We start from the raw sequence: 26,348 nt of genomic DNA, 5'->3' as shown, positions 1-26,348 counted from the left end.
ACATAGAAGATTTTGTGTCAAAACCCTGACAGCATAAATTGCTGTCAGGGTTTTTTTGTGTTTGGTTTTAGTAAGACGATTCAAATAGAACACAATTTTTCAATTGTTGTGCATGAGGAGCGTTCAGTATTTCATCAGAAAGGCACTTTTAAGGAGAAGAGGCGCCGCCCGGATTCGAACCGGGGAATAACGGATTTGCAATCCGCCGCCTTGGACCACTTGGCTACGGCGCCTTAAAGCTCTCTCAGCACAATAAGCTCTTATTTTAGAAGAGTTTATTGTGCTGAAACCATTTAATCAACAGAAGCGATAGAGTCATTATTCGACGCTTCTTTGTCTGAATTTGACCGAATCCTAATAACCGATCGAAGTTAGGTCAAGCAAAGAGCACATCTTCAGAATTAATTCTGTAAATTCCCTAAATTAACTTGAGTTTTGAAATGTCAGTATCAGACTACCAGTGAAAAAGGTTGGGAAAGACATAGCGGCTGAAAACAGCTTCTCCATCACTAAGATCCTTGCGTTGGTGGAATTCTGAATTCAATCAGTGTAGCATCAATTGAGTACCTTCTTTGCTGAATCATTGAGGTATTTTATGTGTTACAGGTTCATTTTTTTTCGTCCTTCTCTCTCAAACCGAGGGTTAAGATTACCTTCAATTTGAATTTTGTTAGATAATTCAGAGAGAGCTTTCCATTTTTATATTCATAGAATTAAAGATATGACTAAGCATCCAGACTCGACATCAAAACTATCTGAAGATCAATTAATAGAGCGTGCCAGAGAAGCATTGAGCGATAGCAGTTGGGTGATAGGCGAATGTGCGGCCCAATGGACAAAGAAATATGCTAAAGGAAAAACTGATGCTGATTTTGGTGCCATGGTTGGTATAAGCGGAGATCAAGTGTACCAGCGTAGAAGAGTATGGGAGACATTCGGAGATGTGCGTGATCAGTATGCTTCGCTGAAATGGTCACATTTTTATATCGCTTTAACTTGGGATGATGCACCGGAATGTTTGCAATGGGCAGAAGAAAACAAGGCAACCGTTGCAGAATTGAAAGCCTGGAGACGCGCCCTGAATGGTGAAGATCTTTCAATTTCAGAGCCATTTGAAGAATATTCTGTTGATTCTGAAGTCACATTTATTTCCGATGAACCAATTTCCGTAAAAGATCCTCTCGATTATGAACAATCTGAACGGAGTGGTACTGGTTCGCGCGAGCAGTCGGACTCACCTGCTACAGTTGGTGGTCATGCTCGCGATGTAGGCGGTTCAGGAAATGATTATAGCCCGTTCCGATCCGGTGCAGCTGCCCCTGCCCCAAAAGATTCGGGATCAGAAGTGTCTGTGGTTGCAAAACCGGAAATTTCTCCTGAGCAGGCAATTAAACGCATTTGCTCTGCAGTAGAACGCAGCTACAAGATGTTGACTCCAGAAGTTCAATCAGCATTTTCAGAGCTTTCACCAAAGTTGAAAAAACGATTTATCAAAGCGGTAAGTGATCTCAATTCCGTCGCAGCAAAACTTCAGTAATTTCCAGAATCACTCGGTTTCCCTTTATAAAATTGCGATTTTTAATTAGGTGTGCTAAAAATAAATATTTCGTACTGGATGCCTCGACCTTTCTTTTTCTGTGAAATTCTTAGGAAATGACTCCAGAGCAACAATTACTTCGGTTTGACTCTCCTGCAAGAAAATCATCAATTTCTCAGAAATGGCTGATAATAATTCTATTTGTCCTGATTACTGTAATGACATATGAATTAGTCAGCAGAAAATTGAGGCAGCCTGATTTTCGAATCCCTGAGCGAACGGATCTTACTCAATCCGAGTTAAGAACCATTGAGTTATTCCGTGAGTCTTCGCCATCAGTTGTACATATTCGTACTTCAGAAATTGCTCTTGAGGCAGGTCCACTCAGTATGAACCTTCAAAAAACCCCACAGGGTTCAGGAAGTGGGTTTATCTGGGATCGTAAGGGGCACATTGTAACGAACTTCCACGTAATACAGAAAGCGGATGAAGTATCAGTTACGTTGGCAGACAATAGCACCTGGAAGGCAACTTATGTGGGATTCGCGCCCTCTAAAGATCTGGCGGTTTTAAAGATTAACGCACCCAGTGAGCAATTAAGACCAATTAAAGTAGGGGCTTCCACAGATCTTCAGGTGGGCCAAACAGTTCTGGCTATCGGTAACCCTTTTGGTCTAGATCAAACACTAACAATCGGCATTATTAGTGGCTTGGGGCGAGAAATTATCTCAGTCACAGGTAGGTCTATTAGAAATGTCATTCAAACTGATGCTGCAATCAATCCTGGAAATTCAGGTGGCCCGTTACTTGATAGTTCCGGTCTTTTAATAGGGATGAATACCGCTATCTATAGTTCTTCTCATGTTTATGCAGGAATAGGATACGCAGTGCCCGTCGATCTGGTGAGTCGATTTGTTCCTCAGTTGATACGTTACGGAGTAATTCAGATTCCCAGTTTGAACTTTACCGGGGTTGATGATTTTTTGACTCGAAGGCTTAGGCTAAATAATCTATTACCGAGAGATTCGCATGGAGTCATGGTAAGAAATGTGATTCCGGGAGGAGCCGCTGATTTAGCTGGTCTGGAGGCAATCAGATTAGATAATAAAGGGAATTTGGTGCTCGGCGACTTAATTATGCAGGTGGATCAAATGCCAATTTCTGATGCGAATGATTTATTGGATGCCTTAGAAGCACATAAGGTTGGTGATGAAGTGACTCTAATCGTTTTGCGAAATAATCAAAAAATCAAGTTGTCAACGAAATTACAAGAGTGGAAAAACGAACAATAACATCTGTTTTTTAGTTCTCACACTTCAGTTGTGGCTAATCGACTTGAGACTCGATGGTATTTTAAGCAACCTTAGTGTCGTTAAATAATCGATTTTAATGGACTTACGCTGATATATCTTAGAGATGAGATTAGGTTTCTTGGTTGACACTTTGTTGATATGGATTACTATGTGTAGGTTCCTTTGATATCCCTTCTTTTAGTATAAGCTGGGTCTTTACAAACGACGATCTTGTTGACAGTTCTATTATGCCTGCCGATTATCCACCAGAAATAGTCAAAGAGGGTCAAGTCACTGTAGTGGCCTTGGGGCCAGAGTACGAGAATCTGGATGAACCAAGACTCGATGCGTTGACAGAGGTACTACTACAAGTTGCTGAAACCGCATCACCTCCAGTAGTTGTGCTAGACCTTTCTCATACATTATTTTTTGGGTCTGCCTTTATTGAAGTCATCTTTAGAATGTGGAATCGCCTCAATCACCGAGATGGCGGACGATTTTGTATTTGTGGCCTCAGCGAATATTGTACAGAAGTTTTGCAGGTAACCCATCTTGATAAGCTCTGGGAAACCTATGCGAATAGAGATGAAGCTATTAAAGCATTGAACTCGTAACAAAATGCTTTAATCACATCACTCTGTACATCTTTCTTATTTCTCCTCATCTCTTGAGAAATGTATCTTCTTGGACTCTATAATATATAGAATGTATCTGATTGTTTACACTTTGCTAACAGTTTACTCGTTTTTGTTACTTTCCTTTATCCAATAGGAACGTGTGTTTATGGGCATCTAGTGTGGTAAATGTTAGATAACAGCTGAAATGACTGCTCTTTTCTAGTAATATAGTTTCGAAACTTGTAGAACTCCAATATTTCGAAAGATTGGTACAGGTTGTGCTTAATATTCGTTAAGAGGATTTTCTATCTGGACTACTTGAAAGGGCGACCTGTGTTAAACAAAATCCGGACACAATCACAAAAGTGGAAGCAAAAAGTCCGCGGTGCTGTATTTGTTGAATATCTGCTGCTGCTTACTATCATTGGAATTGGTGCGATTGCTGGTCTCACTACATTACGTAGTGCATTGATCAATGAATTAATGGATTTAGCAAACGCAATCAATGCAATCAATTCCTGAAATATTGGTATTATGTATACTTTTTGATGATATCCCATCGCCTGTGTATTATACACAGGCTTTTTTATTTGCTTCTGTGTAAAAGACCTTTTTTACCATTCCCGGATAAGCCGATTTAGGTTTTGATGGCCTCTAAACAAAATAAAGGCTTATGAGAAAACCGGGTTAGCCTTTTTGCGTTAAAAGGGTTGGAATAAGTTGAATGGTATGAATATAATAGATCCGAAGAATAAGTAGCGTAAAAGCATATTGTACTTTTAGTCATTGAGTGAGGCAGATCGATGAAGCGACTATTGGCATTAGCTGTGGTGATGGGCTTATTTTACATCACTATGATCAGCATGAGTTCTGCTCAACAAAAAGAAAAAGAAGCCAAGTCAGAGACGCTTGTTTCTCAGAAACAAACTAAAAAAGAAGAGCAGGATTTTTCTAAATATGATCGAGATGATTTAAAAACAAAACTTGGTCGTGCTTTTTATGACGCTCTTTCTGATGTCGAAAATGATATCGAAGACGAGGAAGTCAAAGGCTCAGATGGCAAGAAGCGTTCTGTGCTTCAAGAAGCACGCAGGACAATTTTTCAATCTGATCAAATTCTGGCACGTGTCAAAGCGGAAAATAAAAAAGCGTTGGCAAAGTTAAGGAATCCACCAAGAAGGGTATTTCCTCAGCGAAAAAAAGTAGAGGGAAAAAAGGATCAACAGACTTTAAAGAAAGAGATTGAGGCACAAAAAAAGTTAGTTAAGGAGCAACAACAAAAACTGAAAAGTCTAGAAAAAGAATTGATTTCCGCTCCCACTGAATAATAGTCATCAGCATTTTTAGTATAAGCCGTGGTTTGGTTGGTCCCTTTCCGCGGCTATTTTTGTTTAAGGTCGATGCAGATGAGCCTTTTTTCGTCTCGAATATAAAGCCTTTTGTTTGCAATTGCTGGATGCGCCCAAGCTTTAAAGCTGAGTAGTCCAGTGAGTTTTCCTTTTTCACGATACTCAGTTGGATTCGCTTCAATTAAAATCAGTGTTCCCTGCTCTGTGAGACAAATTATGTGGTCTTGCACAGCGATTTGTGTGCACTTTCCTACTCGCCTGGAGATCCATTGCACTTTACCGCGTTGCATATCAAGGCAGCGATATGTGACTGAAGCCAAGTCTCCATGTGGACCATAAATATATCCATCCTTGATAATACTTGTGGCAAATTGATTTTGAAGTGCAAGGTTTTTCCAGCGTGAAATAGGGCGAATTTGTTCATTCTGCGTAGTTAACGCAAATCGCATACAACCAGTTCCATACGCAGAGGAAATAAATAGCGAGTCTTCATTCCAGATCGGTGTGGCGCAGTTACAGTTATATTTATTTCCCCAGACAATTCTCCAGAGCAGATCTCCCTTGTCAGGCGTAAGTGAGAGAACAGATTGGCCGGTAGGGACGATGAGTTGTCTTTGATCTTCAGCTTCAATCACGATCGGAGAGCCATAGCCAGGGGAATCACTTCCAGCAGCCCAAACCAATTTTCCGGTATTTTTATTAACGGCAATCACGGAGTTGTTTTTGGATCCGCCTGGTTGGAGAATCACTAGATCTCCTTCGATGAGAGGTGAAGCTGACATGCCCCAGTAATAAATTGTTTTCTGTTCTTGTCTTTGGGCACCACTGAGCTGGAAAATATTCACTCGCCATGTGACTTTTCCAGAAGCGCTATCGAGGCATAGCAAATCACCCGCTGGTAAGAGACAGTATAATTTGCCTGCTTGATATGTTGGCGTTGATCGTGGTCCACGTGCTTGTCTTTGTCTATCAAGGTAAGTCGGAGCGGCCAAGGTAGACCATAGTTTTTTTCCTGTGTGCGCATCAAAACAAACGACATAATCATTATTTAGATGTGTCGCCATAGTCCAAATACGACCCTCGGCGACCACGATCGAAGAAAAACCGCCTCCCAGGGGGACCCTCCAGAGAACGGTAGGACGATGCCGATTCCAGTTTAAATTGTGCCCGGTTTCGTCTGAAATTCCATTACGGTGATTCCCAAGAAAGGAAGTCCAGGTTCCTTTCTGTAGAGACTGTGTTGCTTTTTCCTCAGGTTCTTCCGTGGGTACTATTGTATTTGATTTAGAACTGCCAGGAGTGACCTTAGGAAGTTGACCGTTTGCAAGACCCAAGTTTACTATTAAGGCAAGGCAAATACAGGTCATTCTCATTTGAAATGCATGTGAACTAAAAAAGTACATCCAGTTAAATAAGATTTCTGGAGAAGGCATCTTTCTGAATCCATTAAAAAGAAATACCGAAATGATTCACGTTTCTAATGCTTGGAATTCTCTAGCTATTCCTTGATTTCGACCCAGAGGGCTAATTGAACGGCAGCATTCAATGGCATTTCTGAAATCCCTAAAGCCACACGAGTGTGTTTTCCTATATCGCCAAATATGTCTGTCAAAAGCTGAGATGCAGCATTCAGGATATAGGGTTGTCGATCAAATCCAGGAGCAGAATGTACATATCCCTCTAATCGAATCACTTTATTAATCTTTGACAGCTCACCGGTAACAGATTTAACTTGAGCTAAGGCATTCAAAAGGCACAAGCTGGCTGCATTGGAACCATCATCTTCATGAAGTTGGTCACCGATTTTTCCTTTAAACATTAGTTCGGAACCAATAAAAGGTAGCTGACCACTCGTCACAATCACATTTCCAAACTGTGTAGCCGGAATATATGATCCAACAGCTTGCGGTGGAGATGGTAAGGAATGTCCCAGTTCCTGTATGCGTTCTTCCGGAGTTTGGCTCATTGTGAATTGAATTCCCTTGAATAATAGAAGTTAGAGTTTCGAAAATTCAGCTTTGATACTAAAACTCTTAAATCATAACATAGCTTGGAAGAGATCTACCACATATAGACATATGGAATTAGCCAAAATTAATTCAGAGTAGAGAAATCTATTTAAGTGAAAACGGTCAATATGAGTCTCCAAAAATCTGAGAATAAGACAAACTTTGAGAATAAAATCTCAGATCAGAATTTACTAATATTCATGAAGGGGCCACGATTCTGGCTGTCTAGAATTTTCATTCTCAGCCTCTCTACGTTTTTAGTTTTGGCGTTAATGATTCGGTTAACGATTCGTGATTCCGGAGGTGTAATATCAACATTAATTTATTACATGACACCACTGATTTTACTAAGTTTTGGAGCGGCGATACTTTTTGTTTTATCCTGGCGCGCTGGTTGGCATCGAATTGCTTTCGTCTGGCTCGTGCTATCTATTATTACGGGGATTTGGTGTGCGAACACTCAATTTCAGCGCAACAACTCTCAGTTAGAATTAAAAGAGGTAAATCGTTCAATAAGACGGATTGCTTTTTGGAATATTGGAGATCGACTGTGGGGCATGGATGCGGTTTTAGATGAGTTAAGAAATTTGGATGCTGATCTCATCGGTCTAGTGGAAGCAGGACCTGGTTCAGCTGAAATGAAACAGTTTTGGCTGAATTCATTTCCCGATCATCCTCATCAAGTTGTAAAGAATGGCTTTGTGTGCTTATCCAGAGTGCCCATTACACATCATAGTTCAGGTACACTTAGCGAGATGGGGAAGTATGAACGATTGAGTTTGAAGCCAGATCAGAGGGCAAAAGCCGAATTATCGGTTTATCTTGTAGACATTAAGAGCAATGTATTGAAATCAAGAAAGGAAGCACTAGTCGCATTGGCGAAATTAGTTTCTGAAACAAACGATCAACCTGCTTTAGTCTTGGGGGATTTTAATACTCCCAGTGATTCAGTTCACTTTCAACCTTTAAGAAGGTACTTAAAAAATTCTTTTGAAGTCGCTGGAGATGGCTATATGGCAACTTGGCCTTTACCTCTGCCAGTTCTCGACCTCGACAGTATTTGGGTGAACGATCAGATTGGTGTCAGTCATTGCGAAAATAGATGGACTTGGGTATCTGACCATCGTCCTGTGTTGACCGAAGTCTTTCTGAGGTAATTCAAACAAAACTGATTCGTTGTCTGTCAAATCTGAACGGGTAATGAACAGATTACAAAAGATCGTAAAAATGGATCAATTTACGTTTCCTGCTTCATCCGGTGTCTGTGCTAGAGTATAATTCAAGTCTACATAATCCAATCCTGGTAGCGGCAATACTGGGGAATTATGGCTCGTATCTCGAAAATGAGGGGCTTCTTATGCGGTCGATTCGTCTCTTTTGTCTGGTGTTTTGTCTGATTTCAGGATTTGGGTTGTCTCAGATTGATGCTGCTATTTTTAGTGGAATTATTCAATCGATTTCGGAAGACCAAAAACGAGTGGTTATCAAATCATCTCAAGGTAAAGAAAAAAGCTTTTTAATCCCAGATACAATTCCCACAACGTTCAACGGCAAAAAAACAAAATTTGATCAATTTAAGGTGGGGCAAAGAGCGACGGTTTTTACTTCAGCCTCTGGAACAATTACTCGATTTTCAGTAAGGAATAGCACGAATCGTAGTGCTACAAAATCAAAACCGAAGCCTCGTGTGAGTAAACGCAAAAAAGAAGTGCAGATGAAAGATCAGTTTGGATCTGCCAATCAAGGGAATGCAACTCAAGCATGGACTCAGTTTCGAGGCCCGGGGCGAGCAAACATTTCTGCAGAGACAGGCTTGTTAAAAGACTGGAATCAGGCTCCACCCAAATTACTGTGGACTGCCCGTGGTTTAGGAGAAGGGTACTCTTCCGTTTCACTCAGTGGAAATCTGTTATTTACTATGGGAACCAAGTCAAATGAAGAAGTGGTCATTGCCCTTGACGTAAATACGGGAGAAATAGTCTGGTCTCAGTCAAATGGTTCTATTTTTAAAGATGGACAGGGAAATGGCCCCCGCTCGACTCCAACCATTGATGGTAACGTTTTATATGCGCTAGGGGCAAATGGAGATCTCTCCTGCATGACAACCAGAGACGGGAACGTGGAATGGACCAAAAATATCCTTCAAGAATTCAATGCGAGTAATATCGTGTGGGGTATTAGTGAATCTCCGTTAATTGATGGCGAAAAATTGATTTGTTCTCCCGGCGGTCAGGGAGCAGCTATGGTGGCACTAAATAAGCAGAATGGTGCTATGATTTGGAAAGCGGCTGTTCCCGGTAATCCTAAAGCTGCATACTCATCTGCCATCATTGTGAATGTTGGAGGTGTCAAACAATATGTCAACTTTACCCATGATGGAATCATGGGAGTTAACGCCAAAACTGGAATACCTTTATGGGGAAATAATCGTGCAGCAAATAAAACAGCGAACTGCTCTGCCCCACTTTTCTCCGCTCGTAACAACGCAATTTTTTATGCCTCAGGCTATGGAACCGGTGGTGCTCTGCTTAAATTATCTGCTTCACAAAATCGTGCGACTGCTCAGCTAGGGTTCTTCACCCAAGATATGAAAAACCACCATGGTGGTATGGTGGTAGTAGATGGGTTCGTTTATGGGTCAAGCGATCCAGGTGTGCTTACTTGTATCAATTTATCAAATGGAGAAACAGTCTGGCAGAATCGATCTGTTGGTAAAGGGGCACTTACTTGTGCTGATGGTCATATCTATATGCGGAGTGAAGCAGGCCCTATTGCCTTAGTTGAGCTCAATCCCAAAGCGTATGTAGAAAAAGGGCGGTTCAACCAACCTCAACGGAGTGGAAAGCCCGCTTGGCCTCATCCTGTTGTAGCCGATGGGAAATTATTTTTACGTGATCAGGATTCACTTTTATGTTATGACTTACGTAGTAAATAATGGTGTGAATTAAAAAACGTCAGATATTCATATTCAAAAACAACAAAATCTCAACGCTTTTAAAAGATCAGAACTGAAAGAAAATAAAATGCAGTGTAGAACTTCTTTGAGAAATCATATGGGTTGGATTCAGTTTGCTTTGATCATTGCTGTGGTATTGAATTTCAACCTGATGCTTTTTGCAGCGGATTCAGAGGTCGGACGTCCCAATATTCTATGGATTACCAGCGAAGATAATGGGCCTCATCTTGGATGTTATGGGGATCAGTATGCAGATACCCCTCATATCGATAAGTTGGCATCTCAAGGAATGATCTACCTTAACTGCTGGTCGACTGCTCCTGTTTGTGCTCCCGCACGAACGACTTTAATTACAGGCATGTATCCTACTTGTCTGGGAGCCGAGCATATGCGGAGTATGGTGAAACTACCTGATGGCGTTTTGATGTATCCTCAGTATCTCAGACAAGCAGGTTACTATTGCACGAATAACAGTAAAGAGGATTATAACGTAGCCAAACCAGGTACTGTGTGGGATGAATCCAGCAGAAAAGCGCATTGGAAGAATAGAAAGCCAGAACAACCCTTCTTTGCTGTATTTAATCATACGATTAGTCATGAAAGTAAGATACGCAATCGGCCACACAAACTAGTACATGACCCTGCTAAAGTCCGAATTCCCGCTTATCACCCTGATACGCCGGAAGTACGTCATGACTGGGCACAATACTACGATCGTATTACTGAAATGGATGCATTGGTAGGAAAAAATCTCAAAGAGTTGGCAGACGCAGGATTAGCCGATGATACGATTGTCTTCTATTATGGAGATCACGGATCAGGTATGCCTCGCAGCAAACGATGGCCTTACAATTCTGGTTTGCAGGTTCCGTTAGTTGTTTATATTCCACCCAAATTTCGAAATTTAGCGCCAGCAGATTACCAGGCTCAAGGTAAGTCAGACCGATTGGTTGGCTTTGTTGATTTTGCACCCACTCTGTTAAGCTTGACTGGGATTAAACCTCCAGAGCACATGCAGGGAAATGCGTTTATGGGAAAATATGAGGCACCCGCTCAGCAGTATCAATTTGGGTTTCGAGGTCGCATGGACGAGCGGTACGATCTGGTGCGATCTGTCAGAAATAAGCGTTATCTCTATATCAGAAATTATATGCCTCATAAAAAGTATGGTCAGTATTTAAACTATATGTTTCAGACCCCGACAACTCAGGTCTGGAAGAAAATGTACGACGCAGGGCAGCTGAAACCGCCTCAAACCTATTTCTGGGAGACGAAACCAGCAGAGGAATTGTACGATCTGGAGGCAGATCGAGACGAAGTGAATAATCTAGCGTCCTCACGAGATCACCAGGACATTTTAGCCAAGCTTCGTGAGGCTCAACAGAAGAAGCTGTTAGAAGTTCGAGACTTGGGTTTTCTACCTGAAGCGGAAATTCACAGTCTTTCTGATGGTGGGGCTCCCTACCTCAGCGGGAAAAATACAGAGCTTTACCCTTTGTCCAAAATTCTGGCGATGGCGGAATTGGCATCATCCAACAATTCTGATACCCAGGATCAACTAATAACAGGATTGAAGGATTCTAATTCAGCGGTTCGTTATTGGGCTGCGATGGGCCTCTTGATTAGCGGTAGAGATGCAGTTCAACAAGGTCGCCACGAATTACGAGAGTCATTAAAAGATTCTTCAAAATCAGTGCGGTGTATTGCTGCAGAAGCTCTCGGAAAATTTGGTAATAAAAAAGATGTGCGGAATGCTGTTAATACATTATTTTCGCTTTCAAATCAGAATCAGGATGGGCTTTACGTTGCTATCTTGGCATTGAATGGACTCGAAAAACTGGACGAAAAGGTTGCGCCAGTCAAAGAGAAAATTACACAGCTACCTCGTAAGAATCCAAACCTGAATCGAAGATTGCAATCATACGTGTCACGACTGATTGAAAGAATTGAGGAAAAAGAAACACCCACGAATCTCAAGAAGCCATAGTGATTCTTCATTGTGAACATGAATAAATTGCTTAAGCATGTCAGAACGGAATTGTATTTCGCATTAGCTGTTCCGCATTGAGTTTCTTACGATTTTTCAATTCGAATTGATACTTTGGAGCTACCAATTGTGACCTCTTTTGTGTCATCAGTGTCGTCTGATTGATTGAGAGTGTCACCCAGTGTTTCTCCCAGAATGTATTCAGACCAGCCTGTCACAGATTTTTCGACTTCTGTTGCTCCATTGGAGTTAAAATAGATATTGATGCGATCTTCAATTTCCAGATCGGCTTCTTTGCGAAGTTGTTGTACCTGCCGCACAAAGTCACGGGCCATCCCTTCCTCTTCTAATTCAGGTGTCAATTTCGTTGAGATGGCGATTTGAATTCCCTGATCGTCAGCACAGACCCAGTCGGCAGCTTGCTCTGTTCCGACCAAAACATCTTCTGGTTGCAGATCGATTTGGTTTTCAGATAATTCGAGAGAGACAGATTCACCGCGTCTGAGTGGTCCAAGCACAGCATCGCCCAATTCAGGAAGTTGTTGGCGCAGCATGCCCAGTAGTTTCCCATATTTAGGGCCGAGCGTTTTCAGATTTGGCTTGTAGGTATAGCTCACAAGTTCATCCAGGTTTTCACAGCGGGTCACTTTTTTAATATTTAATTCTTCTTCGATCGTATTTGCGAGACTTTCGATTGCGTCCATCTGCTTTGGAGTCTGGCAGGCGAATCTCAATTCTGCCAGAGGCTGCCGCACGCGTTGATTGGATTCATCTCGTAGTTTATGACCTAATTTAACTACAATTTGCGCTTGTGAAGCATGGAAATTGAGCTCTTCGTCTAAGAGAGTCGAATCGCATTGCGGATAATCGCAAAGGTGTACGCTCGGTGGAGCAGTCTGGTCCCAGCTAGTCACCAGATTCTGATAGATTCTTTCCGTTAGGAATGGAATACTGGGGGCTAATGCCTTCGAGAGTGTCACCAGAACTTCGAATAATGTTTGATAAGCGGCGAGCTTATCCGTATCATTTGCATCCTGAGAACGCCAAAAACGACGCCGATTGCGCCTGATATACCAATTCGATAGATCATCGATAAACGCAGTCGCTTTTTTCAAGAAAGCGGCATAGTTATAAGCTGCAATTTCTGTTTTCGCAGTAGCCAGTAATGACTGCAGGTTCGATAAAATCCAGCGATCGATTTCAGGCCGTTCTGCGACAGGAACACTTTCCAGTGATGGGTCAAATTCATCAAGTCGTGCATAGTTGACAAAGAAAGCATAAGAATTCCAGAGTGGAATGAGCACCTGACGTCGAATTTCATCCGCTGGCTTACTTTCAACCAGACAGGTGGGAGCACCTTCTTTTGTTTGATTGATTGGACCTTCCGGTGTGACTAGCGTTACTTCCTGATCCGGGTGTCGCATACCAAAACGCAGATCAGATGCCGGATTATGTGCCAGATACATCCAGCGCATGGTGTCGACACCCAACTGTTCAGCAGCTTCTTCAAACCAGATCGCGGTTCCATCCGATTTATGCATTGGCTTCCCTTCTTCATTCAAAACCAGACGATAGCCTAGTAGGGTTTTAAAGGGAGGTGTCCCATCCATCATGGTTGCCATCGAGAGCAATGCATAGAACCAGTTTCGGAATTGACCGGGGAAGCACTCAGAAACAAGATCTGCTGGATACCATTTTTTCCACTCTTCTGGATTTGTGTTGTATTGCATGGTTGAGAAAGGAACAATGCCCGCGTCCAGCCAGGGATTACCCACATCGGGGATGCGTGACATCAGGTTGCCGGTTTTGGGATTACGGAGTTTTACTTCGTCGATCCAGGGACGGTGGGGGGTATGCCCTTCGAGTGCTTCCCAGCCTTCCACGGCGCGTTCTTTTAACTCAGCCAGAGATCCAATGACCTCGAAATCCTCCGTTTCTTCATCAACCCAAATCGGGAGCGCTAAGCCCCAGAATCGCTTTTTGGATACCATCCAGTCTCGCATATTGGTGAGCCATTCCAGTTCATGCTGTTCACCATCAATGCTTGAGGGAACCCAGTCAATCTGTCTGGTCACATCTTTGATTTCTTCTCGCCAGTCCATGTTGATAAACCATTCATCAACAAGTCGGAAGATCAATTCATCACCAGTTCGCCAACAGTGCGGATAAATGTGTGGATATTGTTCGACTGAAACCAGAAGGCCTTTTTGTTTCAACAATTCAAAGACTAAATCAGGTGTTGCTGGATCAATGGCTTCTACATCAGTGAATTCCCCAAACCCTTCTCCAAATCGCCCGTCCTCGCCTAAAGGAGCGATTGCGACGAGTCCTAGTTGTTTCCCCAACTGATGATCGACATCGCCGCAGCCAGGAGCTGTATGTACGATACCCGTTCCCTCACCTGCAACAACATGTGGATTGCCCTTAAAATCGCGGCCGCCATCAACGACTTGATGACAGGTGATTCCTGTTTTATCCAGTAGTGTTTCATCACTGGGATAGCCACCTGGCGATTGCTGAGCAGGAAGATCATCAAAAGGGCCTGTATATTCCCAACCCACCATCTCGGCTCCTTTGATCGTGTCGAGAATTTCGTAACCCCCCTGCTCTTTGAAGATTTGCGCCAGTGTTTTCAGCTTGGGTACATCCTTAGGCCACGACCATTCCGGTCGACCAAAACCTTCTTTGTATTCTTTGCTTAATCTTTGATATTCCAGGTTATCTTTTGCAAAATAATAGACTGCATCATCTTTCTTGGCGCGTAATTTAACATAGTCCAATTCTGGATTAATGGCAGCGGCGACATTACTGGTCAGAGTCCAGGGAGTGGTCGTCCAGATCAGCAGATATTCATTCTCACGATCTTTCAGCGGGAACCTGACGAAAACTGAACGATGGACAGAAAGCTTTCGTCCGTCAGCGACTTCCATCTGACTGTAAGCACTGCCTCCCCGTCCGGACCAGGGCATCACATCATAACCACGATAAACCTTACCCCGTTCAAAACACTTTTTGAGAAAAGTCCAGATTGTTTCATTATTTTCGGTGGAGAATGTAAAGTAACTTCCACCCCATTCGGCGTTTCCCAGACGTGAGACCAACATATCAGCGGTATCTGTAACCTGCTGACCACTGGGAGCTGTGAAATTGAAATCTGCGTCCGTACCAACGAATTCGGCTAACGCTCGTAGCTGTTCAGGGTCATCCCAGTCCATCCAGTAACCCAGGCGAACCGACTGCTCGGTCTGTCGGGCTGCAAAACGCAACACTCGCTTTTTACACTCATTCACGAACTTGTCAATACCGTCTTCGACGACTTCCTGCTTGGTTCCATAGCCAAGCTCTTTTTCCACTTCCACTTCCACCCAGAGACCCTGGCAATCAAATCCATTTTGAAAACGGAGTTCGTGTCCTGTCATCGCGTAATAGCGTTGGTAGGCGTCTTTGTATGCCCTGCCCCACGCATGGTGAACTCCCATCGGGTTATTGGCAGTCATGGGACCATCAATAAAACTCCATTTGGGTTTTCCTTTGTTTTTCTGGCGAAGCTGGTCAAAAATCCGATTGTCTTCCCAGAATTTGAGGACATCGTGTTCACCTTCAATGAAGCTGGCGTCAGTTACTTTTTGAAACATCGGTAAATCTTATTGAGTCGTGATGGTTTGAAGAATGAGAAAATAGTCCTTCTTCAGGACTTGCTGTCTGTACCGTTTCCGTTCGTGAAATGGTACGCTCTGATTGACTGGTATTTACGAGAAGTATAATAACCAGAATGCGTTAAGTATTACATAGATTGAGCTTGCTTACGAGAGCTATAAATTCCTATTTATAACTGTTTTAAGAGAATTTTAACAAATTGAGAGTCTGAATGTCATCATCTTCTGAACCTTTACTGCATATTGTACTTTACCAACCAGATATTCCCCAAAACACAGGAAATATCGGTCGTACCTGCGTCGCCATCGGTGCCAAATTGTGGTTAGTCAGACCACTCGGTTTTAAGCTGGATGAAAAGCATCTGCGGCGTGCTGGTATGGATTACTGGCAACATCTGGATTGGGAAGCCGTCGATAGTCTGGAGGAAGTTCAATCACGACTCTCTGACAGGACATGGTGGAAGCTGACAAAGTTCGCAACCCGCTATGTATGGGATGCAAAGTTAGAATCGGGCCATGTTTTGCTGTTTGGAAGCGAAAGCAATGGGCTTCCCCCCCGAATCTTGGAGGAGTCACCCAATAGCAATCTGAAACTACCAATGCGGGAACAGGTTCGTAGTCTGAATCTGGCGAGTACTGCAACAGCTGTGATGTATGAAGCCGTTCGCCAGATGGGAGGTCTGCCGCATTAAGACATCCTATTTTCCTCGACCTGTTACCGGATATTGGGGATCCTGAAATCCTTTGCCACTGTGTTCGCCTGGAGGAACAAGTGAGTCGATAAAGGCCTCGTCTTCATCTGTAATTTTGACATCCAGGCAACCCAAATTATCGTCGAACTGTTCCATTGTTCGAGGGCCGATGATGATTGAAGTGAGAGTCGGATTCGCCAGGCACCAAGCCAGCGCAAAGTTTGTCATTGAAACCCCTTTTTGATCACAGTAAGTCGCAATTTCCTGTGAAAGTTCGATACTGACATCACGAAGTTCTGCTTCATTCATGCGTTTATCATTTCGAGAAGCACGGCTACCTTCCGGAAATGGCTGATCTTTTCGATATTTGCCTGTCAAAATTCCTCTGGCAAGGGGACTATAGCTGACAACGCCAATCCCCTTTTCCTGACAAAGTGGTAACAGTTCTACCTCGATGTCCCGGTTCATGATGTTGTATAAAGGCTGTACGCAACTGAAAGCATGTAGATTTCGAATATCACTGGTTCCAAGTGCCTCCATTAAACGCCACGCACGGAAGTTGGAGCAAGCAATATAGTGCACCTTACCAGATCGAACCATATCGTCCAGAGTGCGAAGCGTTTCTTCGATCGGAGTCTGGTAGTCCGGAGTATGCACATAGTAGATGTCGACATAATCAGTACCTAGACGCTGCAGGCTGCGGTCCAGTTCACGCATGAGGTGGACTCTGCTGGCACCCGCATCATTGGGTCCATCGCCCATAGGCGCGCGTCCTTTTGTGGCTAAAATCACTTTGTCACGACGATCTTTCAGAGCTTTCCCGACAACAGATTCTGAACCACCGGTACTATACATATTTGCGGTGTCGAAGAAGTTAATCCCGAGATCAATCGCTTTATGCATGATGGAGATAGAATCTGCCTCATTGGTGGGCCCTCCAAACATCATTGTGCCCAGGCAAATCGGTGAGACTCGAACGCCAGCTTTTCCTAAGTTACGGTAATCCATAATTGTAAATCCTGCTGAATTCTCTGGTGTATGTTGGCCTTGAAAATGATGCTCTCTATCTTCGGGTTTTATGTCCGAATTCTCAAGGGACCTTAAATTCCTTTAACATATGTGGTTGAAGAATTTATCAAAGCCTGTTAAAGTAATAATTTGAATTACCAGTTTAATTTTCAAATATTGCTCACATACGTACTTCATTGTTAAACAATTGTGTATTGAGTAATAACTTTTAATTAAAGTCCATCTTTTTAGAAGCAGATACGAAAGGCATTTCTTCGAATGGGAACCAAGAAGACAGGTAAAGGTCGCCGAAAAATTGGTCGTAAAAAACGACGTGCTCGAGCTAAGATCAGACACCGTAAAGGCTAGAATCTGCGCTGCTTTGTAAAAATGAATCATGAGCCAATTCCATTGCGGTGATTTGAGGTTTTCACTTAATTTATTGTGATACGTGATTTTAAAGGGGCTTTTTTAAGCCCTTTTTTTATTGTCGCGTCAAGACCTGAACAGGTTTAATCAGTTCGCTACGATTACCAAAATTCTTCCTCAAAAAAGATCCTATTGATATTCTCGGGAATCTTTCCGCCGAGTGATTCGCTCTGAAACCAGTTGTCAATTTCGCACTTGACACCAACGCGCCGTTCTCGAAACTCCCTGATTCTGCGTCGCGCGCGCGAGGCACGTTTTTCTGAGCACTGCTCACCGCGCACCACCTCAGTTTGTGCATGCGAAAAAGCATCGTTTTTTCCACATTTTCACCTAAAGCACCAGAACCGGTTCTCCATGTCTCGTATCGAGTCACTCCTTTTGAACACGTTTTCCGAAACCATAACCGAAACCAAACCGCGATTTCGTACCACATCTCAGACAAAACTGCGCAAATCTCTCTGTTGACCCGTGTGTGCCGTTGGGCATGATGAGACCCACTTAACAAAGCAAGCTCGCGCTTAAATAAAGGAATGACGAACATGATCAATCTCACCTCTCAAGGAAAAACAAAGCTCACTAGAGAACAGCAAATTCAATTAGTGCACCTTGTAAAACATTTACTCAGCCTCGGAAAACATCCTTTGGAAATCAAACGTGCGGTCACTCTGGAATTCAGTCTTTCCACACGTTCGATTGATCGTTATATCACCCGTGCCCGCCGCGAAATGGTAGAACGTCTGGAAGTTCCGATTGAACAGTTACGTGCTGAATCGTTTTTCTTCTATGTCAGTGTGATCAACGATGCCAAGTCCACCCAACGCGAACGCCTCCGCGCCCGCGAACGCATCGATAAGCTGTTAGGCCTCGATAAACCGATCCAATCCCGCGGCAACGTCTGGCAACTCAATCTGACCCCAGACGACATCCAGAACATGTCCGACGAAGAACTGGAAGCCGCCTACCAGAGCCTGCTGAAAGAAGCCAACGAGCAAGAGCGAACCACACCATACCGAATAGCGCCCACCACCACTAGCTGAAAATGAAGAACTGCACAAAGCACATTAAAAGAGTTTTCGACTAAACAAAAGAAATCAGTGCTACCACGAACTACACGAAACTCACGAAACCCCATCAGCGACAGTTCACTGGGTGCGACTGGTAACAGACTTGACGAACCAGAATGATCTTTGATTACACGTAGGGGTCGACACATGGGGCGCCCCCTACGAATGTGATATTCGTTGGGCAATATCAGGTTCCGGTTATCTTTAAAATTCAACCCAGTGATCTCGGCAGCATCACTGTTTTTCGTGTCTTTTGTGGTAGTAAAAAACTTGCGCCGTTCTGATGGCTTCCGATCCGGTCATCGGGAAATTGAATACTGAAGCACGATTGTCTTACCAGTATTTCTCGAAATGAATATTTCCTGGAACTTTGGGACTTGAGAGTTGATAGCCCTGCTTTGTGAGTAGCTCTACCATGCCTTTCGACTCAGGAAATTCGAGTTCTCCCGTTTCATTTTTTTCAGGCAGGCCGATCATCGATGGATTGCCGCAGAGAAAAATATGAGTTTGTTCAGGCACGGCGGCCCAACCAAAGACTTCCTGAAATTTATCAGGTAAGATCATGTCCTGTAAATATTGCTTACCTACATACTGTGGATGACTGTGATCAATATTCTCCGGCTCTCGCGTCGTGAAAGCGGCATAACGGTAATTCGAGTATTGTTTTTGTAGCTCCTCTTGTTGTGCAAGATACCCGAGGTCTCCTCGATAACGTACACAGGTCATCGAGGCAATTTGTCCTGAGTGACCTCGCTTGAGCAATTCAACGGCCATGGAATTATGAGGGGCTTCTCCGGTACCTGTGCCCGCAAAAATGACATTGTCATTCGATTGAATAGGTTTTAGCGTATAGGTGCCAACTGGTTTTTTGCCAAGGTGCAGGCGATCGCCAACTTTTAATCGAAAGAGGCGCGGTGTGAGTGGGGGATCATCTGAATCAGGGCGTAGAACAAGAGTAATATAAAATTCCAGATAATCGATCTGATCATTTGAAAGTAGTTTGCCTTGCGAGTCCACCATAGGACAAGAGATCGAATAGGCACGACGGATCAATTTGGGTTTGGGCAGTTCTGCCAACACACCATTATCGACGCGCGGTTCCCAGGAACCCAAGCCTAAAGTTGTATATTGCCCGCCTGAAAAAACAGGAATTTCTTGATCAGGCTTGACTCGGACAATCATCAAATGCTCGTGAGGCATACGCAGATCTTCGATCGTTGCGTTATAATGTTTACTGCGTAACTCTTCAATTTCAGGAGTCGATTCTCCGCTCGGAGTATTCGATGAATTCATGTCTCTCCCTGTTGTGCTCTTGACCACAGATTGAGGTGGTTTGTTCAATATTGGATTGTGAAAATAAGTGATATTCAAACTAGAAAGTTGTGGTTCCTTTGATCAGTTTCCAGCTTGAATTAATAAATTAAAGGTGGGGTTCATTGATCTTATTTACGCAAATTTCTTTAGAATATTCTTTCCTCTATCACTTTTTTAGGTCAGATTGTCAAGTCATATCGTGCGTTTAATAACACTCTCTTAAATATCAAAGAAATTTTGATTCTTACAATGAAGATGAGCTTATCATAATGGGTCTTGTTTTTGACATATCTAGCTGAAAGTAATCAAATTTAGTTGTCTAAAACGAGAGAGTTTTTGGAATGAGGCTATGGTAGGGATCATACAGATTTTGTTCCCTGGATATTCACTCCACTGCCAATCAGCAGATTATGCTTGTAGCTCCAACGATAAAAGGCCCCTGACTTTTCCGGGGGGAGGATTTTTAGATTCTCGAAACCGGCTTGTTCAAACCACAATTTGAGCTCTTCAATCGTATGGTGGTATTGATAGGCAGGAGCATACCAGTCAAATGTGTCACAAACTCGATTTTCCCAATTGGGATGGTTACTGAAGTTGACAAGTTTATTCAGAACTTTATTGATAACCGGAATGCCACCGAACCAAGCACCCAGGCGGCACCAGGATTCCAGTCTTTCAGGAGCCATCTGGGTCGTTGTTCTCCGCAAAGCGGAGTTGATCCATTCTTGCCACCACTGGTTTTTGCGGTAGAGCCAAACAGAGTAGCGGCCCCCAGGTTTAACCATATCGGCTACTGCATTGAATACAGCACGCGTGTCTTTATCATGGTGCATAACGCCTATAGAAAATACAAAATCAAATGAGGAAGGTTCAAAAGGGAGGTGCTTGAGATCAGCCTGGACGAGATGGACGTTTTCAAGATGATTGCATAATTGTTCAGCCTTCTCAACGGCTGTTGTATGGTCTGCACCAAATACAATCCCTCCTGCTTCCGCAGCCACCTTACTATAGCGGCCTCCTCCACAGCCAGCATCCAGGATTTTGAGTCCTTTTAATTCACTTAATGGCAAGCCTGTTTTGGCTGTAAACGTCGCTCGATCTTCATCAGCATGCGCAACTTCGTACTTATTCCATTGCAGACCAAAGCTCGAAAGATGTTCTTGTTCTACAAAACGTGGGATTCCAGTTACAACAGGATAAGATTGGTTGGTTTGCTGATCGACTAAAAGCTGATGCTTATTGTCGAATTCCAGTGGGAGACGATTTTCTGGATTTCTCAATGTTTCAAGAAGCATCTGAGAAAGAAATGGTTTTGTTGATGCTTCTTTCGTCATGGTACGCGAAAACTTACTATTGAAACAGGCGGAAGGATTCGATGTATTTCTTAGTACTAAAAATCAATTTCCATTAGATCTTCTCCCAATATTGTATTAGGAAAGACCTTTTGGGCAACTTTGATTCCGATTGGATCATCGCCTGCACATTGAGGATCGATGTGCGTCAAAATCAATTTTCCAACATGGGCATCCCTGGCAAGTTCAGCAACAGGTGTTGTGTGGCTGTGTCCGGTTTTATCTGCCCACTCTGACATCTCATCTGGAAAGTAACATTCGTGAATCAAGAGATCAACACCTTGAACAAATTCGAGATGCTGTTCCGGATGAGCTGTGTCGGTGATATATGCCATCGAGTGGTCTGGCCAATCGACTCGATAGCCTATAGAGCCTCCTGGGTGTTCTAACGGTAAGTGTCGAAGAGTTCCGCCGCCAGCGACTTCGACTGTTTCTGGTAGCGATATGAACTCGTAGTCTGGAAGAACGGGGAAGATTTCATCAGAAAACAGATGAGTTTGAATCGCAGCGAGTTTTGATTCTTCACCATAAACCTTGACGGAGTCAACCTGATCTGACAGCATCGGAACCAGAAAGAAAGAGAGGCCGACAATATGATCCAGGTGAGCATGCGTCATGAAAATCTGTAAATTCCGTGTTTGAAGATGGTGGGGAACGCGGAAAAAGCTGGTTCCCGCATCAAAAATGATCCCTAATTCAGGGATCATTAAGCAAGCGGTATGTCGACGTTCATTTGGGTGATAACCACCGGTCCCCAACAATACGATTCGCATTGCTCCATTCCCCACTAATCACGGATTTGTCCGTTAATAAAGCTCATATCTCTATTAACGGTCAAATGCATAGGCTGGCTACAGCAAAATTAGATTGGTTATGAATATGAAACCATCTGAAGTGTGCTTACGAATCCAGCCGGCGTTCACGAATCCAATCTGTATGGAAGGTACCTTCTTTATCGATTCGTTGATATGTATGAGCTCCAAAATAGTCACGTTGTGCCTGAAGCAGATTTGCTGGCAAACGTTCCTGGCGATATCCATCATAATAACTTAAGGCTGCGGTGAAGCTGGGAACAGGCAATCCTAGCTCAACCGCGGTTGCCACAACGCGTCTCCAGCTTGATTGTGCGTTATCAACAGCATTACGGAAGAAATCATCTAAGAGAAGATTTTCAAGTTGAGGATTTTTATCAAAGGCCGCTTTAATGTCTTGCAAGAACGTAGAGCGAATGATACAGCCACCTCGCCACAAGAGGGCAATATCTCCGTTATTCAGCTTCCAGCCAAAGTGTTCCGCAGCGGCATTCAATTGAACATAGCCTTGTGCGTAGCTGCATAATTTGGAAGCATAAAGGGCCTGTCTTACATCTTCAATAAATTGATCTCGATCTCCGTCAAATTTTTTCTCAGGACCACTCAGGATTTTGGATGCACGAACGCGCGCTTCTTTTTGAGCTGAAAGACAACGGGCATAGACGGCTTCTGTGATCAGGGTTGTGGGAACACCCAAGTCTAATGCGTGTTGACTCATCCACTTGCCTGTTCCCTTTTGTTTGGCAGTATCCAGGATTTTATCAACCAGATAGTCATCTGATTCTCCATCGAGCACTGTGAATATGTCGCGGGTGATTTCAATCAGGTAACTTTCCAGTTCACCACGATTCCAGTCATCAAATACCTTATAAAGTTCGTCATTAGTGAGCCCCAACGTATGCTTGAGGATATAGTATGATTCGCAGATCAGCTGCATATCACCATACTCAATTCCATTATGTACCATTTTGACATAATGTCCTGCACCTGCTTCTCCTACCCATTCGCAGCAGGGGATATCATTATTTTCGCCCACTTTGGCTGAGATATCTTGTAAAATGGATTTTACGTGTGGCCAACCGTCGGGTGACCCCCCAGGCATAATACTGGGGCCTTTGAGCGCCCCCTCTTCTCCACCAGAAACGCCTGTGCCGATAAAGAGGAGACCTGCATCTTCTACTTCTTTAGTACGACGATTCGTGTCATCAAAGTGTGTGTTACCTCCATCGATGATGATATCGCCAGGGCTTAATAAGCCTTTAAGGTCTTCAATAATGTTATCAACAGCAGGACCCGCCTTGACCATGAGCATCACCTTCCGTGGTGTTGCCAGATTTTCAACTAGTTCTTTGAGACTATGATATCCCGTAATGTTTTGCTCATCGGTTTTACTGGCAACGAAATCATCGGTTACGCTCGTAGTGCGATTGAAAACACCGACCGAGTAGCCATGATTGGCCATATTCAGTACCAGATTTTGTCCCATGACTGCCAGACCTACCAGGCCGATATCGTGTTTTGACATTGAAAACTCTCGTTTGTTTTTAATGATTTGTTAATAGAAACTATGTTGAATTTGATCCGTTGTGATTTAATGCAATTGTTCTGTAAGATTATACTTTCCAGGGAGGTTGCTCTGGCAGATAACTATCAAACTCATCAATTACTTTTTGCTGATATTCTCCAGCATACTCACCGTTTAGGAATTTATCACAAGCTTCATTGATAAAACGTTCCCAACTCGCCTCTTCGGCACCGGGATTAATGGGGTAAAAGAGTGCACCCACGGCTTGAGCCGCTTTCATGTCACCAGGTGCATCGCCAATCATTAAGACTTTGTTTGATTCGTATCCACAATCTTTGGCTTGTCCCAGGGTTTCTTTTTTACTGCCTGCTTCTTGTCCACAAATGGCGTCCACATATTGGGCGATATCATGTTCTTCCCATTCTTTATTGAGTGCCTCATTCGGAGTGGCAGAGCAAACAATCATGTCGGCTACCGGATCCAGTTTAATCAGGCTTTCTCTCACATTGGGATATGGGGGAACATCATGAACCATATCAGCGATCATTTCATTCACGGCCAAGGACCATTTTAATCCGAGTTCGAGATCGGGATCGTGAGTTTTTTCCACCTCAGCGGCCAATGTGGGATTTCCCAATTTTGTCTCACGTTCGATCCAGTCTCTAATGCCTTGGAGCTTAGGGATGTCGACATTTCGCGATTTGACTTCTGAGCGTTCTTCAAGCAGATCTAATGCGAGTGTGTATGAAATAAAGCGATTGGCGCCACGCCACTTAGAGTACAAGTTCGTAAATTCAGCAGCTTCGCGGGCATACTTTGAGATGGGCTGTAAACCAAAATAGTTGATAAAATTAGGAATGAAGCACTCTTTATGTTTGATTTCCATCGAATCAAAGGCACAACCATCCGAATCTATACCGATCAAAAAGTCGTTTTTCTTTTGAAAGTTGGTATCCAATGGATTATCCGCCACAGTTCTCTCCCATCCTCATGCTAAAAAATGTTTTATCTAATTCACTTCGTACAAAAGTACGTCAGTTTGGTTTATTCTGACCTATCTGCCTGGGGAACGTACTTAGGTAGCTTTTGATCTCCAAATAATGGTTGCAGTTGAGCTAATCTCATACGCCCATTAATTAAAGGAATACTGGGCCAGTCGTTACCAACCAGAGGTTGGCAATACTTGATAAAGTCATCGGTGACGTCCATGCCATCAGCAGAAATCCAGTTTTTGGGAAATGTTCGCTCGCTGTTCGCTACTTCTGGTAATGGAACTTTATCATAACGCACATTGTAACCTGGTCCCTCATTACGAAGAATGGTCGACATGTATCCCGATTCGCCAGCGGCTGCCAATAGTGCTGCCTTTTGTCCCGCTCCGTAGGCTTCGTCTAAGTCAACTGTAGAGGCGTAGGCAATATTGTGTCGTTGATCTGTGCCTGGAACATTTGCCCGGGCAGCACCCTTCACTGCTAAGCCTCTCTGATTCAGTTCATTTACCAGTAATTGGGCCACTGTCATCTGACTGGAACTGAACTGAGTATGTCCGAAGGAATCTTTTGTTTCGCCGATGTCTCCCAGCGACAGTCCTTCACTGACGACTACAATCAGTCGTCCATCTTTTTTTAGCTGATCGTTAATTTGAGTATGAATCTGTTCGATACTGACAGGGTTTTCAGCAAGATAAATTTGCATCGGAATTTTTCGCTGCGGGTCTGCCAGACGAGCGGCTGCCGGGATAAAGCCAATTTTACGACCCATAGCCTGTAAAACCAGAACAGGATCGGCAGGACAGCTTCCCCGATTTTCTTCGTTTGCCATTTGAACCATACTCAGCCAGTACCGGGCGGTACTACCATATCCGGGAGTGTGGTCGATGAGTTTGAACTCACTGTCTCCTACATCATTGTCAATTGTTTTGGGGACACCAATGCCGACGACATCAACACCTCTCTCTGTAGCCATTTGAGCCACTTTATTTGCTGTATCCATCGAGTCATTTCCACCGATGTAACAGAAGTAACCCACATTATGAGCTTTGAAAACTTCAATAATGCGATCAAAGTCCTCGTTTTGATGTTCTTTTAATTTATAACGGCATGTTCCTACAGAACCTGCTGCGGGAGTGACTCTTAAAAGTGCAATTTCTTCAGGTGATTGTCCACTCAAATTGAGTAATTCTTCTTTCAGGACCCCTTCAATTCCATGCCAACCCGCATAAATCGTTCCTATTTCTGGTAGATCACGTGCGGTTTCTACTAATCCCCGCAGGCTATTATTGATCACCGGAGAGGGACCTCCGGATTGTGCCACAATCATATTTTTAGGACTTGCCACGTTTTCTCCTCACTCTGCTGTTCTATATTTGGAATGTTCCTGCCGTTTTTTCAGCAGAACATTTCCTGTCTTTATTAGGTTGTTTGAATTTAGCAATGATCGTTACAAATTTATCATTCATGCATCTGTGGTCAGTAGCCAAGTTACATTCGTTCAAAAATCTTTAGCTGCTGACGAATCAATCTAGGCTTTTACGAACGCTTCCCACAAGGTTTGAAGGTGGTTATTAGAAAGCTCTTGTTGATAAAGTGTTATTTACAAATAGTTTATACACAACACTATCGTTGCCTGAGCAGGCAGGCAATCGCTTTTGTCCAATGTGGGCGATATAGTAATATGGACTCACAAAGACTGGTTTTAACTCACACAGTCGGAATATTACCCGATTCCGTGCTTGAATTCAAAGTATCGT

General features: G+C 43.4%; 20 protein-coding genes and 1 tRNA gene. 10 read left to right on the top strand and 11 right to left on the bottom strand.

Annotated features, from left to right (window positions below):
* Window positions 1-159: 159 nt before the first annotated feature.
* Window positions 160-233 (bottom strand) — tRNA-Cys (locus V144x_RS17545).
* Window positions 234-721: 488 nt separating this feature from the next.
* On the opposite strand from V144x_RS17545, the gene V144x_RS17540 reads away from it, so the two are divergent.
* The 5 genes from V144x_RS17540 (at window position 722) to V144x_RS17520 (ending at window position 4,774) form a co-directional block, all read left to right on the top strand.
* Window positions 722-1,537 (top strand): hypothetical protein, encoded by an 816-nt coding sequence (locus V144x_RS17540; RefSeq protein WP_144986577.1) that lies wholly within the window; start codon window positions 722-724, stop codon window positions 1,535-1,537.
* Between the two features lie 389 nt (window positions 1,538-1,926).
* Window positions 1,927-2,829, top strand: a complete 903-nt coding sequence (locus V144x_RS17535; RefSeq protein WP_232102563.1) for a S1C family serine protease — start codon at window positions 1,927-1,929, stop codon at window positions 2,827-2,829.
* Window positions 2,830-3,077: 248 nt separating this feature from the next.
* Complete coding sequence (locus tag V144x_RS17530) at window positions 3,078-3,443, top strand: STAS domain-containing protein (RefSeq protein ID WP_144986573.1); 366 nt, start codon at window positions 3,078-3,080, stop codon at window positions 3,441-3,443.
* 336 nt (window positions 3,444-3,779) lie between these two features.
* Window positions 3,780-3,968, top strand: coding sequence for a Flp family type IVb pilin (locus V144x_RS17525; RefSeq protein ID WP_144986572.1), 189 nt, complete (start codon window positions 3,780-3,782; stop codon window positions 3,966-3,968).
* Window positions 3,969-4,249: 281 nt separating this feature from the next.
* Window positions 4,250-4,774, top strand: a complete 525-nt coding sequence (locus tag V144x_RS17520; RefSeq protein ID WP_197998487.1) for a hypothetical protein — start codon at window positions 4,250-4,252, stop codon at window positions 4,772-4,774.
* A 53-nt stretch (window positions 4,775-4,827) separates the two neighbouring features.
* Here V144x_RS17520 and V144x_RS17515 read toward each other — a convergent pair whose 3' ends face one another.
* Both V144x_RS17515 and V144x_RS17510 read right to left on the bottom strand, forming a co-directional pair.
* On the bottom strand, window positions 4,828-6,228 hold the full coding sequence (locus V144x_RS17515; protein ID WP_144986568.1) for a PQQ-binding-like beta-propeller repeat protein: 1,401 nt from the start codon (window positions 6,226-6,228) through the stop codon (window positions 4,828-4,830).
* A gap of 65 nt (window positions 6,229-6,293) precedes the next feature.
* On the bottom strand, window positions 6,294-6,761 hold the full coding sequence (locus V144x_RS17510) for a RidA family protein (protein ID WP_144986566.1): 468 nt from the start codon (window positions 6,759-6,761) through the stop codon (window positions 6,294-6,296).
* Between the two features lie 243 nt (window positions 6,762-7,004).
* Here V144x_RS17510 and V144x_RS17505 point away from each other — a divergent pair, with 243 nt between their 5' ends.
* The 3 genes from V144x_RS17505 (at window position 7,005) to V144x_RS17495 (ending at window position 11,747) form a co-directional block, all read left to right on the top strand.
* On the top strand, window positions 7,005-7,961 hold the full coding sequence (locus V144x_RS17505) for an endonuclease/exonuclease/phosphatase family protein (protein WP_197998486.1): 957 nt from the start codon (window positions 7,005-7,007) through the stop codon (window positions 7,959-7,961).
* Between the two features lie 200 nt (window positions 7,962-8,161).
* Window positions 8,162-9,739 (top strand): PQQ-binding-like beta-propeller repeat protein, encoded by a 1,578-nt coding sequence (locus V144x_RS17500; RefSeq protein ID WP_144986562.1) that lies wholly within the window; start codon window positions 8,162-8,164, stop codon window positions 9,737-9,739.
* A gap of 88 nt (window positions 9,740-9,827) precedes the next feature.
* Entirely contained in the window at window positions 9,828-11,747 is a 1,920-nt protein-coding gene (locus V144x_RS17495) for a sulfatase-like hydrolase/transferase (protein WP_144986560.1), read from the top strand.
* An 86-nt stretch (window positions 11,748-11,833) separates the two neighbouring features.
* Here the strand turns inward: V144x_RS17495 and V144x_RS17490 are convergent, their stop codons facing one another.
* Window positions 11,834-15,382, bottom strand: coding sequence for a class I tRNA ligase family protein (locus tag V144x_RS17490; RefSeq protein WP_144986558.1), 3,549 nt, complete (start codon window positions 15,380-15,382; stop codon window positions 11,834-11,836).
* Window positions 15,383-15,615: 233 nt separating this feature from the next.
* Here V144x_RS17490 and V144x_RS17485 point away from each other — a divergent pair, with 233 nt between their 5' ends.
* On the top strand, window positions 15,616-16,095 hold the full coding sequence (locus V144x_RS17485; RefSeq protein ID WP_144986556.1) for a tRNA (cytidine(34)-2'-O)-methyltransferase: 480 nt from the start codon (window positions 15,616-15,618) through the stop codon (window positions 16,093-16,095).
* A 6-nt stretch (window positions 16,096-16,101) separates the two neighbouring features.
* Here the strand turns inward: V144x_RS17485 and V144x_RS17480 are convergent, their stop codons facing one another.
* Window positions 16,102-17,103, bottom strand: a complete 1,002-nt coding sequence (locus V144x_RS17480) for an aldo/keto reductase (protein ID WP_144986554.1) — start codon at window positions 17,101-17,103, stop codon at window positions 16,102-16,104.
* Between the two features lie 968 nt (window positions 17,104-18,071).
* Between V144x_RS17480 and V144x_RS17475 the strand changes: the two genes are divergently transcribed.
* Complete coding sequence (locus V144x_RS17475) at window positions 18,072-18,569, top strand: hypothetical protein (protein WP_144986552.1); 498 nt, start codon at window positions 18,072-18,074, stop codon at window positions 18,567-18,569.
* Between the two features lie 360 nt (window positions 18,570-18,929).
* Here V144x_RS17475 and V144x_RS17470 read toward each other — a convergent pair whose 3' ends face one another.
* The 6 genes from V144x_RS17470 to V144x_RS17445 all read right to left on the bottom strand — a co-directional run bounded on the left by V144x_RS17470 (window position 18,930) and on the right by V144x_RS17445 (window position 25,936).
* Window positions 18,930-19,889, bottom strand: a complete 960-nt coding sequence (locus tag V144x_RS17470; RefSeq protein ID WP_144986550.1) for a ferredoxin--NADP reductase — start codon at window positions 19,887-19,889, stop codon at window positions 18,930-18,932.
* 380 nt (window positions 19,890-20,269) lie between these two features.
* Window positions 20,270-21,244, bottom strand: a complete 975-nt coding sequence (locus V144x_RS17465; protein ID WP_144986548.1) for a methyltransferase domain-containing protein — start codon at window positions 21,242-21,244, stop codon at window positions 20,270-20,272.
* 56 nt (window positions 21,245-21,300) lie between these two features.
* Complete coding sequence (locus V144x_RS17460; RefSeq protein ID WP_144986545.1) at window positions 21,301-22,035, bottom strand: MBL fold metallo-hydrolase; 735 nt, start codon at window positions 22,033-22,035, stop codon at window positions 21,301-21,303.
* A 127-nt stretch (window positions 22,036-22,162) separates the two neighbouring features.
* Window positions 22,163-23,599 carry a decarboxylating NADP(+)-dependent phosphogluconate dehydrogenase gene (gnd, locus tag V144x_RS17455; RefSeq protein ID WP_144986543.1) on the bottom strand — a complete coding sequence of 479 codons (1,437 nt, stop codon included), beginning with the start codon at window positions 23,597-23,599 and terminating at the stop codon, window positions 22,163-22,165.
* 88 nt (window positions 23,600-23,687) lie between these two features.
* Window positions 23,688-24,572 (bottom strand): HAD family hydrolase, encoded by an 885-nt coding sequence (locus V144x_RS17450; protein ID WP_144986541.1) that lies wholly within the window; start codon window positions 24,570-24,572, stop codon window positions 23,688-23,690.
* A 71-nt stretch (window positions 24,573-24,643) separates the two neighbouring features.
* Window positions 24,644-25,936, bottom strand: coding sequence for a diphosphate--fructose-6-phosphate 1-phosphotransferase (locus V144x_RS17445; protein ID WP_232102562.1), 1,293 nt, complete (start codon window positions 25,934-25,936; stop codon window positions 24,644-24,646).
* Window positions 25,937-26,348 lie beyond the last annotated feature (412 nt).

Source organism: Gimesia aquarii (genome assembly GCF_007748195.1).
Classification (GTDB): Bacteria; Planctomycetota; Planctomycetia; order Planctomycetales; family Planctomycetaceae; genus Gimesia; species Gimesia aquarii.
Note: the sequence above shows the minus strand (reverse complement) of the source record. Positions and strands in the feature narration are given on the sequence as shown.

Bases quoted from the DNA above. Each gene is read 5' to 3' on its own strand.
- V144x_RS17510 (WP_144986566.1), bottom strand. From the start codon at position 6,761: ATGAGCCAAACTCCGGAAGAACGCATACAGGAACTGGGACATTCCTTA.
- V144x_RS17505 (WP_197998486.1), top strand. From the start codon at position 7,005: ATGAAGGGGCCACGATTCTGGCTGTCTAGAATTTTCATTCTCAGCCTC.
- V144x_RS17460 (WP_144986545.1), bottom strand. From the start codon at position 22,035: ATGCGAATCGTATTGTTGGGGACCGGTGGTTATCACCCAAATGAACGT.
- V144x_RS17475 (WP_144986552.1), top strand. From the start codon at position 18,072: ATGATCAATCTCACCTCTCAAGGAAAAACAAAGCTCACTAGAGAACAG.
- V144x_RS17490 (WP_144986558.1), bottom strand. From the start codon at position 15,382: ATGTTTCAAAAAGTAACTGACGCCAGCTTCATTGAAGGTGAACACGAT.
- V144x_RS17480 (WP_144986554.1), bottom strand. From the start codon at position 17,103: ATGGATTACCGTAACTTAGGAAAAGCTGGCGTTCGAGTCTCACCGATT.
- V144x_RS17500 (WP_144986562.1), top strand. From the start codon at position 8,162: ATGCGGTCGATTCGTCTCTTTTGTCTGGTGTTTTGTCTGATTTCAGGA.
- V144x_RS17495 (WP_144986560.1), top strand. From the start codon at position 9,828: ATGCAGTGTAGAACTTCTTTGAGAAATCATATGGGTTGGATTCAGTTT.
- V144x_RS17515 (WP_144986568.1), bottom strand. From the start codon at position 6,228: ATGCCTTCTCCAGAAATCTTATTTAACTGGATGTACTTTTTTAGTTCA.
- V144x_RS17485 (WP_144986556.1), top strand. From the start codon at position 15,616: ATGTCATCATCTTCTGAACCTTTACTGCATATTGTACTTTACCAACCA.
- V144x_RS17470 (WP_144986550.1), bottom strand. From the start codon at position 19,889: ATGAATTCATCGAATACTCCGAGCGGAGAATCGACTCCTGAAATTGAA.
- V144x_RS17540 (WP_144986577.1), top strand. From the start codon at position 722: ATGACTAAGCATCCAGACTCGACATCAAAACTATCTGAAGATCAATTA.
- V144x_RS17530 (WP_144986573.1), top strand. From the start codon at position 3,078: ATGCCTGCCGATTATCCACCAGAAATAGTCAAAGAGGGTCAAGTCACT.
- gnd (WP_144986543.1), bottom strand. From the start codon at position 23,599: ATGTCAAAACACGATATCGGCCTGGTAGGTCTGGCAGTCATGGGACAA.
- V144x_RS17535 (WP_232102563.1), top strand. From the start codon at position 1,927: ATGAACCTTCAAAAAACCCCACAGGGTTCAGGAAGTGGGTTTATCTGG.
- V144x_RS17520 (WP_197998487.1), top strand. From the start codon at position 4,250: ATGAAGCGACTATTGGCATTAGCTGTGGTGATGGGCTTATTTTACATC.
- V144x_RS17465 (WP_144986548.1), bottom strand. From the start codon at position 21,244: ATGACGAAAGAAGCATCAACAAAACCATTTCTTTCTCAGATGCTTCTT.